This is a genomic window from Exiguobacterium sp. PHA03 (genome assembly GCF_041945985.1).
Classification (GTDB): Bacteria; Bacillota; Bacilli; order Exiguobacteriales; family Exiguobacteriaceae; genus Exiguobacterium_A.
Window position 1 is genome coordinate 1,881,555 of the sequence record NZ_JAUTYQ010000001.1, and the last position, 13,908, is coordinate 1,895,462.

Below are 13,908 nucleotides of genomic sequence, written 5' to 3' on the forward strand. Positions count from 1 at the left end.
AATGCGGATTGCTTGGATCACTGATAGTACGACGATTTTACCGGATACGATCGCAAAGCGCGACGATCTCTCAGTTGTCCCTTTACTCGTCATGAAGGATGGCGAAAGTTTCATCGATGGGGTCGATGTAAATGCGGAAACCGTCTATAGCTGGATTGATGCAAAACATAAAGTGACGACGAGTCAACCTTCCATCGGTAGTTTTACCGAACACTACGAACGACTAAAAGAAGATTACGACATCGGTTTTGCTATCCACCTGTCGAGTGAACTGAGCGGAACGTATAACGCGTCCGTCCAAGGCGCAGAAATTGCCGGCTTCCGCTTGATCGCGATTGATTCTCGTTGTGGGATTTATCCGGCTGGTCAGCTCTTAGCAGAGGCAATCGAGCTCATCGAAGCGGGACATTCGATTGAATCCGTCGAACAGTTCATTCTGGAGCGTCGTTTCGACCACCATATCGAATTCACTGTCGCGAACCTCGATCAATTGCAAGCCGGTGGACGGATCTCCTCGACGAAGGCATTCGTCGGTAACTTGTTGCAACTGCGTCCGTTGTTCCACTTCGAAGAAGGAAAGATCGTTCCATACCAAACCGTTCGGACGTTCAAGAAAGCCCATTCGAAGATTTTTGATCACCTTGTTTTGATTCTCGAGCGCGGTCAAGTGACGGACATCTCGTTGTTCCACGCGACAGCGTATGAACTGGCGCTCGATTGGAAAAATCGACTCGAAGCACAGTTCGACGTCCGGGTCCGAATCGATGATTTAACACCGGTTCTCGGTTCACATACCGGAAACCCCGCCATCGGCATGTCCTTTTTGAACCCGACACGTCGACCATGATGACTAATGAAAATGATTTTTGGGTAAACCTTCTTTAGAGAATAAAGGAGGTTTTTTGTTTGAAAAATAAATGGATTTGGCTTAACTGGGTCGGCTTTATCTTTACGATTGCTGTGAACGCCCTCGATGGTGGAAAGACAGGACGGATTTCTGACTCCATCTTTACGTTATTCAAACCGGCTGGTTATGCGTTCTCGATTTGGGGATTGATCTATACGATTTTACTCATTTGGTTGATTCTCCAAACGATCCCAAAATTCAAGGAACATGAACTGGCGAAAAAAATCGGACCATGGTTCCTGATCAGCTGTTTATTCAATGCTGGCTGGATTGTCTCATTCACCTTCGAATTGTTCGTCGTATCTGTCGTCGTCATCGTTGGTCTCTTGCTGTCATTGATCGTCATCTACTCGAAAATCGACCGCGAGACGAAAGGCTTACGCTTCAAGCTACCTTTCTCGCTTTATCTCGGCTGGGTATCGGTCGCAACGATCGCCGACATCTTCCTAACGATCAACGCAGAGGGCGTGACGTCGTGGCTTGGAATTGGAGATGCCGGTTGGACGATGATTATGCTGGTCGTCGGTGTCATCGTCGCCCTTCTCTTCATGTTCGCAAACCGCGATCCGATTTATCCGCTCGTCTTCGTCTGGGCGTACATCGCAATCAATTTCGAGTCGGATAACGGTCTCGTCGATACGGCGGTTCTCGGTAGCGTCGTCTTATTGTTAGCCGGGTATATCTTCCTTCTTGTACGGATGCGCCGTCGAGTCAGCGTGAGCAAGTGACGTTCCTTTCTCATTCGAACGGCGTATACTAGAGAAAAGGAGTGAATGACCATGAACATCACATTTACACCATCTGCTCAGGAACGAATCAATCAATTACGCGGTGAAGTATCCGGTCAACTACACCTCTACTACGATACAGAAGGTTGCGGTTGCGGAAACTCTGGTATTTTCAGTATTCGTCTCGTCGATGAAGCGACACCGGAAGACATGACGATCGACTCGAATGTCGGACCCGTTCTTGTCAAACGATGGTCGAGTCATTTCCTCGATCAAGACATGACGCTCGATTACAACGCGGAGAAAAAAGCGTTGATCCTTAAAAGCGATGGACAATACTTCAATACGAACGTGCTCGTTACGGATCAGACAGGCTGTGTCCTCACGGTTCGTTCATAAGCACAGACGAAAAAGGCAACTTCCGCGATGGAAGTTGCCTTTGTTTGTGTTCGAACAGACAGGTGCTACGTTAAAAGCTTGGATGGTCTGAGTATGATTGAATGTACTAGATGTCTGTCTGCGTCGTGCACAAGCTGGTGAGAAAATCCAGCGCTTTGCGTCCCCCCAGACGCCGCATGCATCATCCTCGCATGCTTATCTAGTATACGAACGAAAGTCGTGTTTGGATTGCTTTATCCGACATTTAGAACGGTCTCTTCAATCGTCCGCTGATTCAGATCCTTCACATGCATCGGCTTACTGTAATAATAACCTTGTCCATAATCACAACCGAGACGTTTCAGGAAAAGATGCTGTTCGAGTGTCTCGACGCCTTCCGCGACGACTTCGATCCCGAGACTCTTCGCAAGCTGGATGATCATTTCCGTGATTGCCGTTCCGCGTTCGTCATGCGGGACTTCATCGATGAACGATTTATCGATCTTCAGGATATCAATCGGGAGATGTTTCAGGTGTGTCAATGATGATAGACCCGTTCCGAAATCATCAAGTGCGATCGTCAGACTGAGTTGTTTCAGTTCACCGAGCATCATCATTGCCCGATCGAGGTTCTCCATGACGGATGTTTCCGTGATTTCAAGCTGTAGCTGTAGTTCGCTCCCATTCTTCAATGAATGGTGGACGATTTCCTTAATCATTAAGTTGTGTGACTCGGACCGGAAATGCATCGCCGATAAGTTCACCGAGACTTGGCGAATGAAATAATCTTCCTTCTTCCAAATCTCCATCTGGGCGACGGTCTCTTTGAGTACCCACTCAGTTAAACGGTGAATCAAACTGTATTTTTCTGCAAGCGGGATGAACTCCGCCGGTGAGATGAAACCAAACTTCGGATGATTCCAGCGGATCAAGACTTCCGCTTGATCAACTTTTCCCGTCGCAAGGGCGATCTTCGGTTGATAGACGAGGGCGAACTCCTTGAAATCCGTCATCGCCCGGCGTAAGGATCCGACAATCAATTGCTCTCTACGATCCGAGTGTAGTGAGTCATCATACACGATGAAGCGATCACGCCCCTCATTTTTGCCAGCCCGAAGCGCACTTTCCATCTGACCGATTCGCATCTCAAGTGATTCCTTCGCATTCGGGAGGATGACGCCCATCGTTGCTGTCAAATGAACCGGTTGATCTTCGAGATCAATCGGAAGACGTACATCGTCTAAAATTTGTTCGAAGACATCTGTCATGTCTTCTTGTGAGACACGTTTGATGAGGAAGAACTGCGTCCCGTTATAACGAATACACGCTTCATCTTCCTTCAACGTCTGTAACATCCGTTCTGCGAATTGGCGGATGACCGCATCTCCCTTATCGAATCCGAATGTGTCATTGACCCATTTGTATCCATCAAGATCAAGTAACGCCATCGCCATCTCCTGCTTAGCACGACCATACTGGGCATCGACTTTCGTCATGTGATGATCGAGCCATCGTCGGTTGTGTAATCCCGTCAGATGATCGGTATACGCCATCATCTGAAGTGCACGACGTTCGAGGTGAATGTAGAGACCTGCAATCAACACGAGAATCAAGAAGACCGGTATCGCGACTTCATTCAAGATGTTCGACGTGATTGGAGCATCACCGATAAGTCCGGCATCTGAGGATGGAATACAGAACGATGTGCCGAGCATTCCGACATAATGCATCGAAGAGATGGCAAACCCCATCACGACTGCGATGGGAATCAAGATCCGTTTCTTAGCGACATGTCTCAATCGATGAAGCAGTAGCAAGGCGATATAGGCGACAGTGACTGCAATCAGGACGGATAAAAAAAATAAACTCTTCTCATACCGAACGGCTCCACCGAACTCCATCGCCATCATGCCAAGGTAATGCATCGTAGCGATTCCGCTCCCCATCAGGGATCCTGCTAAAATGACCTTCTTTCGCGTAATCGTCGACGAGTACAACAAATGAAAGGCAATGAAAGCAGCCAAAATAGCGGGAATGACGGATAAGAACATTAAAAACCAATCATAGCGAACCGTGACGGACAGAGCGAATGCCCCCATCCCGACGAAATGCATTCCCCAGATCGATAACCCCATCGTCAACGACGAGAGGAACAAGGCACGCTTCTTTAAGGAAGTCGCTTTCGCTAGACGACGATTTAACTCCAGTGAACCATATGAGCCGAGGATGGCAACGAGCACCGATAACACGACCAATGTCACTTCGTAGTGTTTCGTTAAGATGATCCATTCATTCATTGTATGAGGTCTCTCCTTATGAAATGTCATTCTCCTAACTATCGTCTGCTCTGACTCTTTTTTTCAGTGAAATTTAGAAATTCGTTTGATTTCTTATCATTCCATCACTTTTTTACCTAATCCACTCGACATCTTACACAAAAACGGATCCGCTCGAGACGGATCCGTTAAACATCATTTTTAGAGTGCTACCGATGCGACGATTTCACCCGTCGGTTTTTCTAAATCCGGTTCGGGTTCGACCGTGATGGCGACGGCATCAACTTTTCCGTCTCCTTTAAGCGGGAAGACAGCTGCTGCCTCTCCATCTTTTTCGATGACACCGTTCGCAGTAGGCGTCTCTCCTTCGAGCGTCCACAATTGATAGAGCTGACCTTTTTGAAGCGGTGGTAAATCTTTCAGTTGAACGAGCATATACGATTTATCATTTTGCGTAAAAATCATGCTCGATCCTTTAATGGACTCGGTACTTTCAAAGTTCCCCATCCCTTTGATCTCATCCATGGCTAACGTCTCTGGTGTATCTGTGCTCTCTTCCTGTGACAGGAAGTAGGCATTCGCACCAAGCGAGAGAATCAAGGCGGCGGCGATACTCATCAACCAACCGAGTGGCACACTCTTCTTCTTCGTTTGTTGCTGACGTGCTTGTTTAATGTCTACCGGAGTAGTCATCGGTGCTTCCTTTGGAGACGCTGCCTCTGCTGAACCAAGGACTTCTCCAAGAATTCGTGCTTTCATACCTGCAGGAACGGGTCGCTCCGGAAGCGATTCAGCGATGGGAAGCATGAGTTCTTCCATTTCTAAAAGCGCTTCACGACATTCTTCGCACGTCGCAAGATGCGCTTCGAACGCGTCGCGATCAGCTGCGGATAATGTTCCATTAAAATAATCGATTAATTCATGACAACGTTCTTCCATCTCGTTCCCTCCCATCCATTCGTTTTCGTAATGCTTGAATCGCGCTCCTGATTCGCGTCTTGACCGTTCCAAGAGGTAAATCGAGCTGCTCTGAAATCTGTTGTTGCGTCATCCCCTGGAAGTAAACGAGTTTGATCAGCTCTTGCTGTTCTGGCTTCAATTCACTGACCGCGCCGCGTACTTCAGCAGCCGTTTCCCGCTGCATGACCGTCCGCTCGACCGGCTCGTCGTATCCACCATCCCGCTCTTCGACTTCGATCGTCGGTTGTCGTTTTTCACGACGGAGACAATCGAGTGCCGCGTTACGTGTAATCGTTAAAATCCACGATGAAAACTTTCCTTTTTGTGTATCAAAATCAACACGACCATTCCAAATCTTCATCCATACTTCCTGTATAACTTCTTCGGACAACCGGTCATTATTCGTAAAGCGATGGGCGAATGAAAACAATAACCTCTCGTACTTATCGTATAATGTCTCGAGAGCTTGCTCGTCACCGCTACGCATCAGATGATAAAGCGATTCATCGGATTGAGTGTGCATCCTTCTCCTCCTTCTGACGTCAGCCCTATCATATAGTATACGCAAGCTGACACCAAATCGTTTTCGATTTCACCCATTTTCTAAGTAAAAAACTTCACCACATCCATATTCCCTCATTCTATTAAAAGTATAGCTTAAAATTCTGCTGAATTGACAGCGATACCGTAATGGGCATAGCATAAAGATACTACATGACGTCAGGTCAACGGGAATCGGAGGAATAAAAATGGATTATGATCGGAAGATGAAAAACCGTGTTAGTCGGATTGAAGGACAGCTACGAGGTATTTTACGGATGATGGAAGAAGGGCAAGATTGCCGCGATGTCATCACCCAGCTCTCCGCTGCCCGTTCTGCGATTGACCGGACGATCGGCGTCGTCGTTAGCTCGAATTTGATCGAGTGTGTCAAGGAAGCAGAACAAAACGGCGATGGACAAACAGAAGAACTCGTGAAGGAAGCGGTCAACCTACTGGTGAAAAGCCGCTGACGTCACGTTCATACCGATAGTCTGCTTTGGAAGCAGGCTATTTTTTTAACGTTTCTTTTCCCAAAGTCGTTGCGAGTATACACCTTGACTTAGGTTTGATTGCGTATCAAAACAGGTATACTAAATTGTTATTACTTGGACAGCATGTAGAGCCGTCCGCTTAGGAGGAAGAGTACTCATGACCGTTTCCCTATTCATTGATATCACGTGTAAGACAGGTGAATCTCCTGTTTACGACGCAAAAACAAAACGCTTTTATTTCGTCGATATTCCGAATCAACTGCTCTTTTCATATGATCTTGTTACAGAAGCACTTAAACCATATACGTTGCCAAGCGCTATTACATCGATTGCCTTGACGGACGCTCCGGACTTATTGCGTGTCACATCAGCACATGGCTTTGGCACGTTCGATCTCAAGGAAGGACATCTGTCTCTCGAACATCAATTGTCATTACCGGATTCTGATCGGATGAACGATGGCAAGCTCGATCCGACCGGACAATATGTCGCTGGTAGCATCAATGAAGAAGACGGTAAAACAGCTGGGCTGTTCCGTCTGCGTCATGACGGTTCCATCGAGGTTTTACACGAAGACTTAACGAACTCTAATGGACTCGTCTGGTCAGAAGATGGCAAGACGCTCTATCATATCGATACACCAACGAAAAAAGTCTATGCCTTCGACTACGCTCCCGATGCCCCACTTTCGAATAAACGCGTCGCCGTTGATCTCGAAGAGGAAGAAGGATTCCCGGATGGTATGACGAAGGATGCTGAAGGTCATGCTTGGATCGCACATTACGCCGGATCATGTATCACACGTTGGAATCTTACGACGGGCGAAAAACTGGATCATGTCGACTTCCCTGTCTCGAATCCGACATGTCCGATTTTTTACGAAGATCGCTTACTCGTCACGACAGCTGCCAACGGAGATGATGCACCACATGCCGGTGCTGTCTTCGCTGTGACATTTGAATAATTAGCATGGGAGGGATCATCTAGTAATAGATGGTGCCTCTTTTTACACATAATCCGTCTAGACGCCTATTCAAAAACAGACGATACTAAAGAAGAAGTCTATTTACTTTTTGAAGGAGTGAAGCCGATGCGTGTCACGATCATCGAACGTTTACACCAATTGCAGACGACCCCATCCTTTTTCCCGGTCAATTGCTACCTGTTTGAAGAAGCAGACAGTTTGACATTGATTGACGCCGGACTCGGAATCAACGCAAAGGCGCTTTATCACTATATTCGAAAGCAAGAAAAACCGCTCGGCGCGATTATCCTGACACACGCACATGCCGATCATGTCGGCTCGCTCGATTTCCTTGCGAATGCCTTTCCTCTCGCTCAAGTATGCATCAGTTACCGTGATGCCGCATTGCTCAGTGGGGACGAGACGCTACGCGAAGGCGAAACGACTCCTTTAAAAGGCGGTATTCCGAAAAACATCAAAACACGTCCAGATCGATTGCTCGAAAGTGGTCAACAAGTCGGTAGCCTCAGCGTCATCGCCTCGCCAGGTCATACACCTGGTTCGATTTCTCTTTGGCATGAAGGTAGTCGGATGCTGATCGCCGGAGATGCCTTTCAGACACAAGGGGGACTCGCTGTCTCCGGTGACGTCCGTTGGCAATTTCCGTTCCCAGCACTTGCGACATGGGATCCGGACGTTGCTCTTCGCTCCGCCGATCAATTAACGGAACTGTCTCCAGATATTCTTGCCGTCGGACATGGTCCCCTCATCCTTGGACCAAGTTACGAGATGCGCCAAGCCGTCGATCGATTCACGCACGTCTTACAGACGAAAAAATCGTCACCTTTCAAATAACACACGAAAAAACATCCGCGACGCGTTCCTGACACGTCGCGGATGTTTTTTCGTCCAGCAGTTCAATTCTGTTCTGTAACAGTATATCGATATACACGTGCTTCATAAGGACGTAGTTCATCCGAGATATCTGGATAGTTCGACACAAGCAACTTATCTTGTGATAAAACGAAGGCAGTTTGCATCGGTTCGTCATGCACGTTGAGAACGATCCGCCACACTTCTCCCTCTAGTTCCCGCTCATAGATGTAGAGATACGGATCATGAAGAGCTAAGTCGCGATACGTACCATAGACCATGATTGGATGATCCTTTCGCATCTGAATCAATGCTCGGTAGAAGGCAAGTACGGATGATGGATCGGCTTCTGCTTGCGCGACGTTGATGTCCGTGTAATTCGGATTGACCGCTAACCACGGTTTCCCACTCGTAAAGCCTGCCGCGTACGTACCGTCCCACTGCATCGGCGTGCGGGAGTTATCGCGTGCGAGTAACTGCATTGACGAGAGTACGACCTCCGGATCCTCGCCGCCAGCGACGCGCTCTTCATATCGATTGCGAAAGGCGACGTCTTGATAGAGCGACGGATCCGAGAAGCGAATCCCCGTCATCCCAATCTCTTCTCCTTGATACACGTATGGAATGCCAGGTAATGTATGCAACATCAAACCGAGTAGTTTCGCACTCTCGACTCGGTATCGTTCACTGCCGAAGCGGGTCACTTGTCGCGTATGATCGTGGTTGTTGAGAAACTGTGAATTGACGCCTAACGGATACAAGACGTCATACCATCGTTTCTGAATTTCCTTGAAACGTAAAAGATCCATCGCCTCCATGTCGTCCGCGATTTCGAAGTGAAACAGCGTCCGAAGTTCTTCACGTTCTTCACTGACATATAACAGACCGTCTTCCGGACCAACGAACGGAATCTCACCGACCGTGAACAAGTCTTTCCCGGCAAGGACGTTCGCATGCATTTCCTGAAGGAAGTCGTGCACACCTGGTTGATTCCCGAGATACGATAGATTAAACGGATTGACGACATCCTCAAGCGAACGTTTTTTGATCAAGTTGATGACGTCCATCCGGAAACCGTCAATCCCTTGAGCGATCCACCAGTTCATCATGTCGTAGATCGCTTGCCGGACAGCCGGTTGTTCCCAGTTTAAGTCCGGTTGCTCTTTCGCAAAAGAATGGAAATAATATTGTTCGCGCTCTTCACTCCACGTCCACGGGCTCGGCGCAAAGTACGACCGCCAATTGTTCGGGGGAGTCTCTTTCGTTCCATCTTTCCAGATGTACCAATCATCCTTGTCGTGGATTCGGTCCCGCGACTGACGGAACCAGTCATGCTGGTCACTCGTATGATTGACGACCAAATCAAGAATTATCTTTAAGCCGCGTGCGTGAGCCGCTGTGATCAACTCTTGTAGATCGCCCATCGTCCCCGCCTTGTCCATGATCGTGTAATAATCGGCAATATCATAGCCATTATCGATGTCTGGAGAACGGTAACATGGATTTAACCAGACGATATCGACACCAAGCGATGCGATGTAATCTAGCTTGTCGATGACACCTCGCAAATCACCGATGCCGTCCCCATTCGAATCCTTAAAACTGCGCCAATAGACTTGATAGACGACTGCTTCTTTCCAGCTAGCTCGCTTCATCTCCTCACTCCTCTCCCTACTCTCTATTCCCGCTCCACATATCTGTACCTGTTTATTGGACGATTTTTTTGAATTTCAAAAAAGTTCTTTTCTTTTGACTGAATATTCGTTATCCTTGACGACAATACTACGAAGGAGGCACACATCCATGAAACATTTCGCTCCATCTATCGCCATCGATCGGCTTCCTGCTCCCGTTTTCGCTGAACTTGCGAACCGAATCGGTGCTGTGAAAGCTGCCGGACATGATGTCATCACCCTTGGTCAAGGAACACCCGATCAAACGACGCCCGTACATATTCTCGACGCCTTGAAACAGGCGATCGATGAGCCAACAAACCTTCAATATCCACCATTTCGTGGACATGATTTTTTAAAGCAAGCCGTCGCGAGCTTTTATGCGAACGAATTCGGCGTCACGATCGATCCGGCAACCGAGGTCGCAATTCTTCTCGGTAGTAAAGCCGGAATCGTCGCCTTACCACAAACGATCGTCAATCCTGGAGAAGGTGTCATCGTCCCGGATCCGGGGTACCCGGATTACCTGTCTGGAGCAGCACTTGCTGGTGCTTACCCGATTACGCTTCCATTGCTTGAGAAAAATAACTTCCTGCCGGATTACGATTTACTTGATACGACAGATGTCGAGCGCGCCCGGATGTTGTTCCTCAATTACCCGAGTAATCCGACAGGTGCGACAGCGACAGCAGAAGCCTTCGAACAGACAGTTGCCTTCGCGGATGCCCATGATATTTGTGTCGTCCATGATTTAGCCTACGGTGGCATCAGCTTTGATGGTCCCACACGAAGCTTCTTGCAGACGGAAGGGGCGAAAGATGTCGGAATCGAGTTGTTCTCACTCTCGAAACGCTTCAACATGTCTGGCTTCCGAATCGCTTTCGCGATCGGAAATCCGTCCGTCATCTCAAGCATCGAGACGTATCAGGAACATCTCTACGTCAGTGCCTTCACACCGATCCAACATGCAGCGACCGTTGCCCTGACGAGTGACCAAACATGTGTCCGTGAGTTAAGTAGCTTATATGAAACACGACGCGATGCATTGTTTACGAAACTCGATGCAATCGGCTGGAGTGGACCACGACCGGGCGGTTCCTTCTTCGTCTGGCTCCCCGTGCCGGAAGGATACACGTCCCAAAGCTTCACGGATCATCTGCTTGACGAAGCACACGTCGCCGTGACCCCTGGATCATTCTTTGGTGAATACGGCGAAGGATACGTGCGGATCAGCTTAATTGCTGACGTCGAACGGCTAGAGGAGGCCGTCGACCGAATCGGAACGCTCAACCTGTTCCGGACACCTGTTGCGGAATAATTCTGAAAAAACATTTGACAGATGGGAATCATTTCCGTTAAAGTAAATCCCAACAGCATAACTACTTATCGAGAGCGACCGAGGGATTAGGCCCAACGACGTCCGGCAACCACCTATCAGGAACGGTGCCACATCCTACAGAATGGATTCATTCTGAGAGATAAGTTACGAAATCTTACACTTTCGTCGCTTTTTTCTGGTTGCTCTGCTACTAGGAAAAAGCGACTTTTTTTTGTACAAGGAGATGAGCAAATGATTGAATTCAAACAGATTACGAAACGGTTCGTCCGAGACCGGACCCCGATTTTCGCATTACGGGATGTCGATTTGACGATTCAAAAAGGAGAAATCTTTGGGATCATCGGCGAATCCGGTGCCGGTAAGAGTACGTTACTTCGTCTGATCAACGGTCTCGAGCATCCGACACAAGGAACGGTCAAGGTCGACGGTGTCTCGCTCGGTGGGATGTCAAAAGCAGATTTGCGTCAACTTCGTTTGCGGACAGGAATGATCTTTCAGCATTTCCAATTGATCCAGTCGCGTAATGTCGCAGATAACATTGCTTTCGCACTGAAGGCTGCCGGCGTCAAACGAGCAGATTTTCCAGAACGGATCCGTGAACTCGTCTCACTCGTCGGACTCGAAGGATTCGAAACGAACTTCCCGAGTCAGTTGAGCGGCGGACAAAAACAGCGCGTTGGGATTGCCCGGGCACTCGCGAATGATCCAACCGTCTTGTTATGTGACGAAGCGACCTCTGCCCTTGATCCGGTCACGACGCTGCAGATTTTAGATTTGTTGAAAGATTTGAATGAACGACTCGGATTGACGATTGTCCTCATCACGCATGAGATCGATGTCGTCAAACAGATTTGCCATCGTGTCGCGGTCATGTCGCAAGGGGAAGTCGTCGAAGTCGCCTCTACATACGATTTGTTCAGTCAAGCCAAACATCCGGTGACACAACATTACGTCGACACGGCACTCCAGATCGAGCTACCGGAACGCATCTTGCAAGCGACACCGGGAAAGATCATCCGCCTGCAGTTCACGGGCGAGAAGACCGGTGAAAGTACGTTATCGGAAGCCATCCGTCGATACGATATCTCGGTCAGCATCCTGCACGGAAAAGTCGATTACATCCAAGACGTCGCTTTTGGTGTCTTAATCGTCAGCTTGACGGGATCCTCCGATCAAATCGCACCTGCCCTCGACTGGCTTGCGGCGGAACTTCATACACTCGAGGTGATTCAGGATGTGGCTTGATCGTATACAAACGATGTTACCCGAGTTGTTGAAGGCACTTGGTGAGACGGCGTGGATGGTTGGCATTTCGCTTGCCTTCGCATTGGTCGTCGGGATTCCACTCGGGATTCTCCTGTTCGTCACCGACCGCGGTTTATTCTTTCAAAACATTGCCATCCGACGTGTCCTTGACTTCGTCGTCAACATCGTCCGGTCCTTGCCGTTCATCATCTTGCTTGTTGCCCTCATTCCATTAACGAAATTCTTGCTTGATAATACGATTGGTCCGACAGCAGCATCCGTCAGCCTCAGTGTCGCAGCGATTCCGTTTCTCGCACGACTCGTCGAAACATCACTGCGTGAGATTCCACCTGGTTTGATCGAAGCAGCGGAAGCGTGCGGAGCGAAACCATTACGGATCATCGTCAGTATCCTTTTACCAGAAGCACTCCCTGGCATCATTCAGGGCATCACGCTAACGACGATCAGTTTGATCGGCTTCTCGGCGATGGCTGGGATCGTCGGCGGCGGAGGTGTCGGTGACCTCGCGATCCGCTTCGGCTATTATCGCTATGATAATCTCATCATGATCGTGACGATCGTCGTCCTCATCGTCATCGTCCAGAGCATTCAAGCACTCGGCAATCAACTAGCGCGAAAAACAGACAAGCGCTAATCATACATATAAAGGGAGAGTTGAATCATGAAAAAACGATATGCCTTTTTAGCGACAGCCTTACTCGGTGCAGGAATCCTCGCAGGATGCGGAGACAGCAGCGCTGATGAAAAAGACAAGACGATCAAGATTGGGGCGACAAGCGGTCCTTATAGCGACATGGTCAAACAAGCGATTCAACCGCAACTCGAAAAGAAAGGCTATAAAGTCGAAATCGTCGAATTCAGCGATTATATCCAACCAAACATCGCACTCGGTAGTGGCAATATCGATGCTAACTTATTCCAACACTCGATTTACCTGAAGACGTTCTCTAAAGAAAAGAAGCTCGACCTTAAAGGGCTCATCACTGTCCCGACGGCACCGATGGGACTGTATAGTAAAACGGCGAAGACACTTGACGACGTCAAGACAGGCGCTGAAGTCGCGACACCGAACGATCCAACGAACCAGGCACGCGCGCTGAACCTCTTGGCAGAACAAGGCTGGATCGAACTGAAGCCAGATGTCGATCCACTGACCGTCTCAGAGAAAGATATCGTCAAAAATCCGAAGAAACTCGTCATCAAGCCGCTTGAAGCAGCGCAACTGCCACGTGCCATCGAAAGCGTTGATGTCTCAGCAGTTCCAGGGAACTTCGCGCTTGCTGCGAAATTCGATTTACTCGATGCGTTAGCACTTGAGACGATGGACGAGCAATACCGGAACCTCATTGCTGTCCAAACGAAAGATGCAGACTCACAAGTCGCAAAAGACCTGAAGACAGCTGTCGAATCCGATGCATTCAACACAGTCATCGAAAAATCATTCAAAGGTTTCAGCAAACCAAATTGGGCAAACTGATTTTAAAAACGACCGGAATTCAAAAGAGATCAT

At 48.5% G+C, this 13,908-nt stretch carries 14 protein-coding genes and 1 riboswitch; of the genes, 10 read left to right on the top strand and 4 right to left on the bottom strand.

Features of this window, described 5'->3' with window-relative positions:
• Position 1 precedes the first annotated feature (1 nt).
• Genes Q7C19_RS09855 through Q7C19_RS09865 form a run of 3 tightly spaced genes read left to right on the top strand, consistent with a single transcriptional unit; the run spans position 2 to position 2,034 of the window.
• Entirely contained in the window at positions 2–847 is an 846-nt protein-coding gene (locus tag Q7C19_RS09855; RefSeq protein ID WP_035410276.1) for a DegV family protein, read from the top strand.
• 59 nt (positions 848–906) lie between these two features.
• Positions 907–1,635 (top strand): tryptophan-rich sensory protein, encoded by a 729-nt coding sequence (locus tag Q7C19_RS09860; RefSeq protein ID WP_214852355.1) that lies wholly within the window; start codon positions 907–909, stop codon positions 1,633–1,635.
• A 51-nt stretch (positions 1,636–1,686) separates the two neighbouring features.
• The gene (locus Q7C19_RS09865; RefSeq protein WP_035410282.1) at positions 1,687–2,034 is read left to right on the top strand and encodes an iron-sulfur cluster biosynthesis family protein; all 348 of its coding nucleotides are present in this window, start codon (positions 1,687–1,689) and stop codon (positions 2,032–2,034) included.
• Positions 2,035–2,267: 233 nt separating this feature from the next.
• Here the strand turns inward: Q7C19_RS09865 and Q7C19_RS09870 are convergent, their stop codons facing one another.
• The 3 genes from Q7C19_RS09870 to Q7C19_RS09880 all read right to left on the bottom strand — a co-directional run bounded on the left by Q7C19_RS09870 (position 2,268) and on the right by Q7C19_RS09880 (position 5,772).
• Positions 2,268–4,310: a bifunctional diguanylate cyclase/phosphodiesterase gene (locus tag Q7C19_RS09870; RefSeq protein WP_375092026.1), complete on the bottom strand. Its 2,043-nt coding sequence runs from the start codon at positions 4,308–4,310 to the stop codon at positions 2,268–2,270.
• A gap of 180 nt (positions 4,311–4,490) precedes the next feature.
• Positions 4,491–5,228 (bottom strand): anti-sigma factor, encoded by a 738-nt coding sequence (locus Q7C19_RS09875; RefSeq protein ID WP_375092027.1) that lies wholly within the window; start codon positions 5,226–5,228, stop codon positions 4,491–4,493.
• Positions 5,209–5,772, bottom strand: coding sequence for an RNA polymerase sigma factor (locus Q7C19_RS09880; RefSeq protein ID WP_375092028.1), 564 nt, complete (start codon positions 5,770–5,772; stop codon positions 5,209–5,211). The genes Q7C19_RS09875 and Q7C19_RS09880 overlap by 20 nt, the downstream gene beginning before the upstream one ends.
• Positions 5,773–5,998: 226 nt before the next feature.
• On the opposite strand from Q7C19_RS09880, the gene Q7C19_RS09885 reads away from it, so the two are divergent.
• The 3 genes from Q7C19_RS09885 (at position 5,999) to Q7C19_RS09895 (ending at position 8,102) form a co-directional block, all read left to right on the top strand.
• Positions 5,999–6,262 (top strand): metal-sensitive transcriptional regulator, encoded by a 264-nt coding sequence (locus Q7C19_RS09885; protein ID WP_035410294.1) that lies wholly within the window; start codon positions 5,999–6,001, stop codon positions 6,260–6,262.
• 178 nt (positions 6,263–6,440) lie between these two features.
• Positions 6,441–7,247 carry an SMP-30/gluconolactonase/LRE family protein gene (locus tag Q7C19_RS09890; protein WP_035410297.1) on the top strand — a complete coding sequence of 269 codons (807 nt, stop codon included), beginning with the start codon at positions 6,441–6,443 and terminating at the stop codon, positions 7,245–7,247.
• Positions 7,248–7,373: 126 nt separating this feature from the next.
• Positions 7,374–8,102 carry an MBL fold metallo-hydrolase gene (locus Q7C19_RS09895; protein WP_214852343.1) on the top strand — a complete coding sequence of 243 codons (729 nt, stop codon included), beginning with the start codon at positions 7,374–7,376 and terminating at the stop codon, positions 8,100–8,102.
• Positions 8,103–8,164: 62 nt separating this feature from the next.
• Here the strand turns inward: Q7C19_RS09895 and Q7C19_RS09900 are convergent, their stop codons facing one another.
• Positions 8,165–9,775: an alpha-glucosidase gene (locus Q7C19_RS09900; RefSeq protein WP_035410303.1), complete on the bottom strand. Its 1,611-nt coding sequence runs from the start codon at positions 9,773–9,775 to the stop codon at positions 8,165–8,167.
• A gap of 148 nt (positions 9,776–9,923) precedes the next feature.
• Between Q7C19_RS09900 and Q7C19_RS09905 the strand changes: the two genes are divergently transcribed.
• The 4 genes from Q7C19_RS09905 (at position 9,924) to Q7C19_RS09920 (ending at position 13,875) form a co-directional block, all read left to right on the top strand.
• The gene (locus tag Q7C19_RS09905) at positions 9,924–11,111 is read left to right on the top strand and encodes an aminotransferase class I/II-fold pyridoxal phosphate-dependent enzyme (RefSeq protein WP_290785714.1); all 1,188 of its coding nucleotides are present in this window, start codon (positions 9,924–9,926) and stop codon (positions 11,109–11,111) included.
• 62 nt (positions 11,112–11,173) lie between these two features.
• A riboswitch (SAM riboswitch) is annotated at positions 11,174–11,278 on the top strand.
• Between the two features lie 85 nt (positions 11,279–11,363).
• Positions 11,364–12,377, top strand: a complete 1,014-nt coding sequence (locus tag Q7C19_RS09910) for a methionine ABC transporter ATP-binding protein (protein ID WP_035410309.1) — start codon at positions 11,364–11,366, stop codon at positions 12,375–12,377.
• Positions 12,367–13,032, top strand: coding sequence for a methionine ABC transporter permease (locus tag Q7C19_RS09915; RefSeq protein WP_035410311.1), 666 nt, complete (start codon positions 12,367–12,369; stop codon positions 13,030–13,032). Before Q7C19_RS09910 ends, Q7C19_RS09915 begins: the two co-directional genes overlap by 11 nt.
• A 27-nt stretch (positions 13,033–13,059) precedes the next feature.
• On the top strand, positions 13,060–13,875 hold the full coding sequence (locus Q7C19_RS09920) for a MetQ/NlpA family ABC transporter substrate-binding protein (protein WP_056063203.1): 816 nt from the start codon (positions 13,060–13,062) through the stop codon (positions 13,873–13,875).
• Positions 13,876–13,908 lie beyond the last annotated feature (33 nt).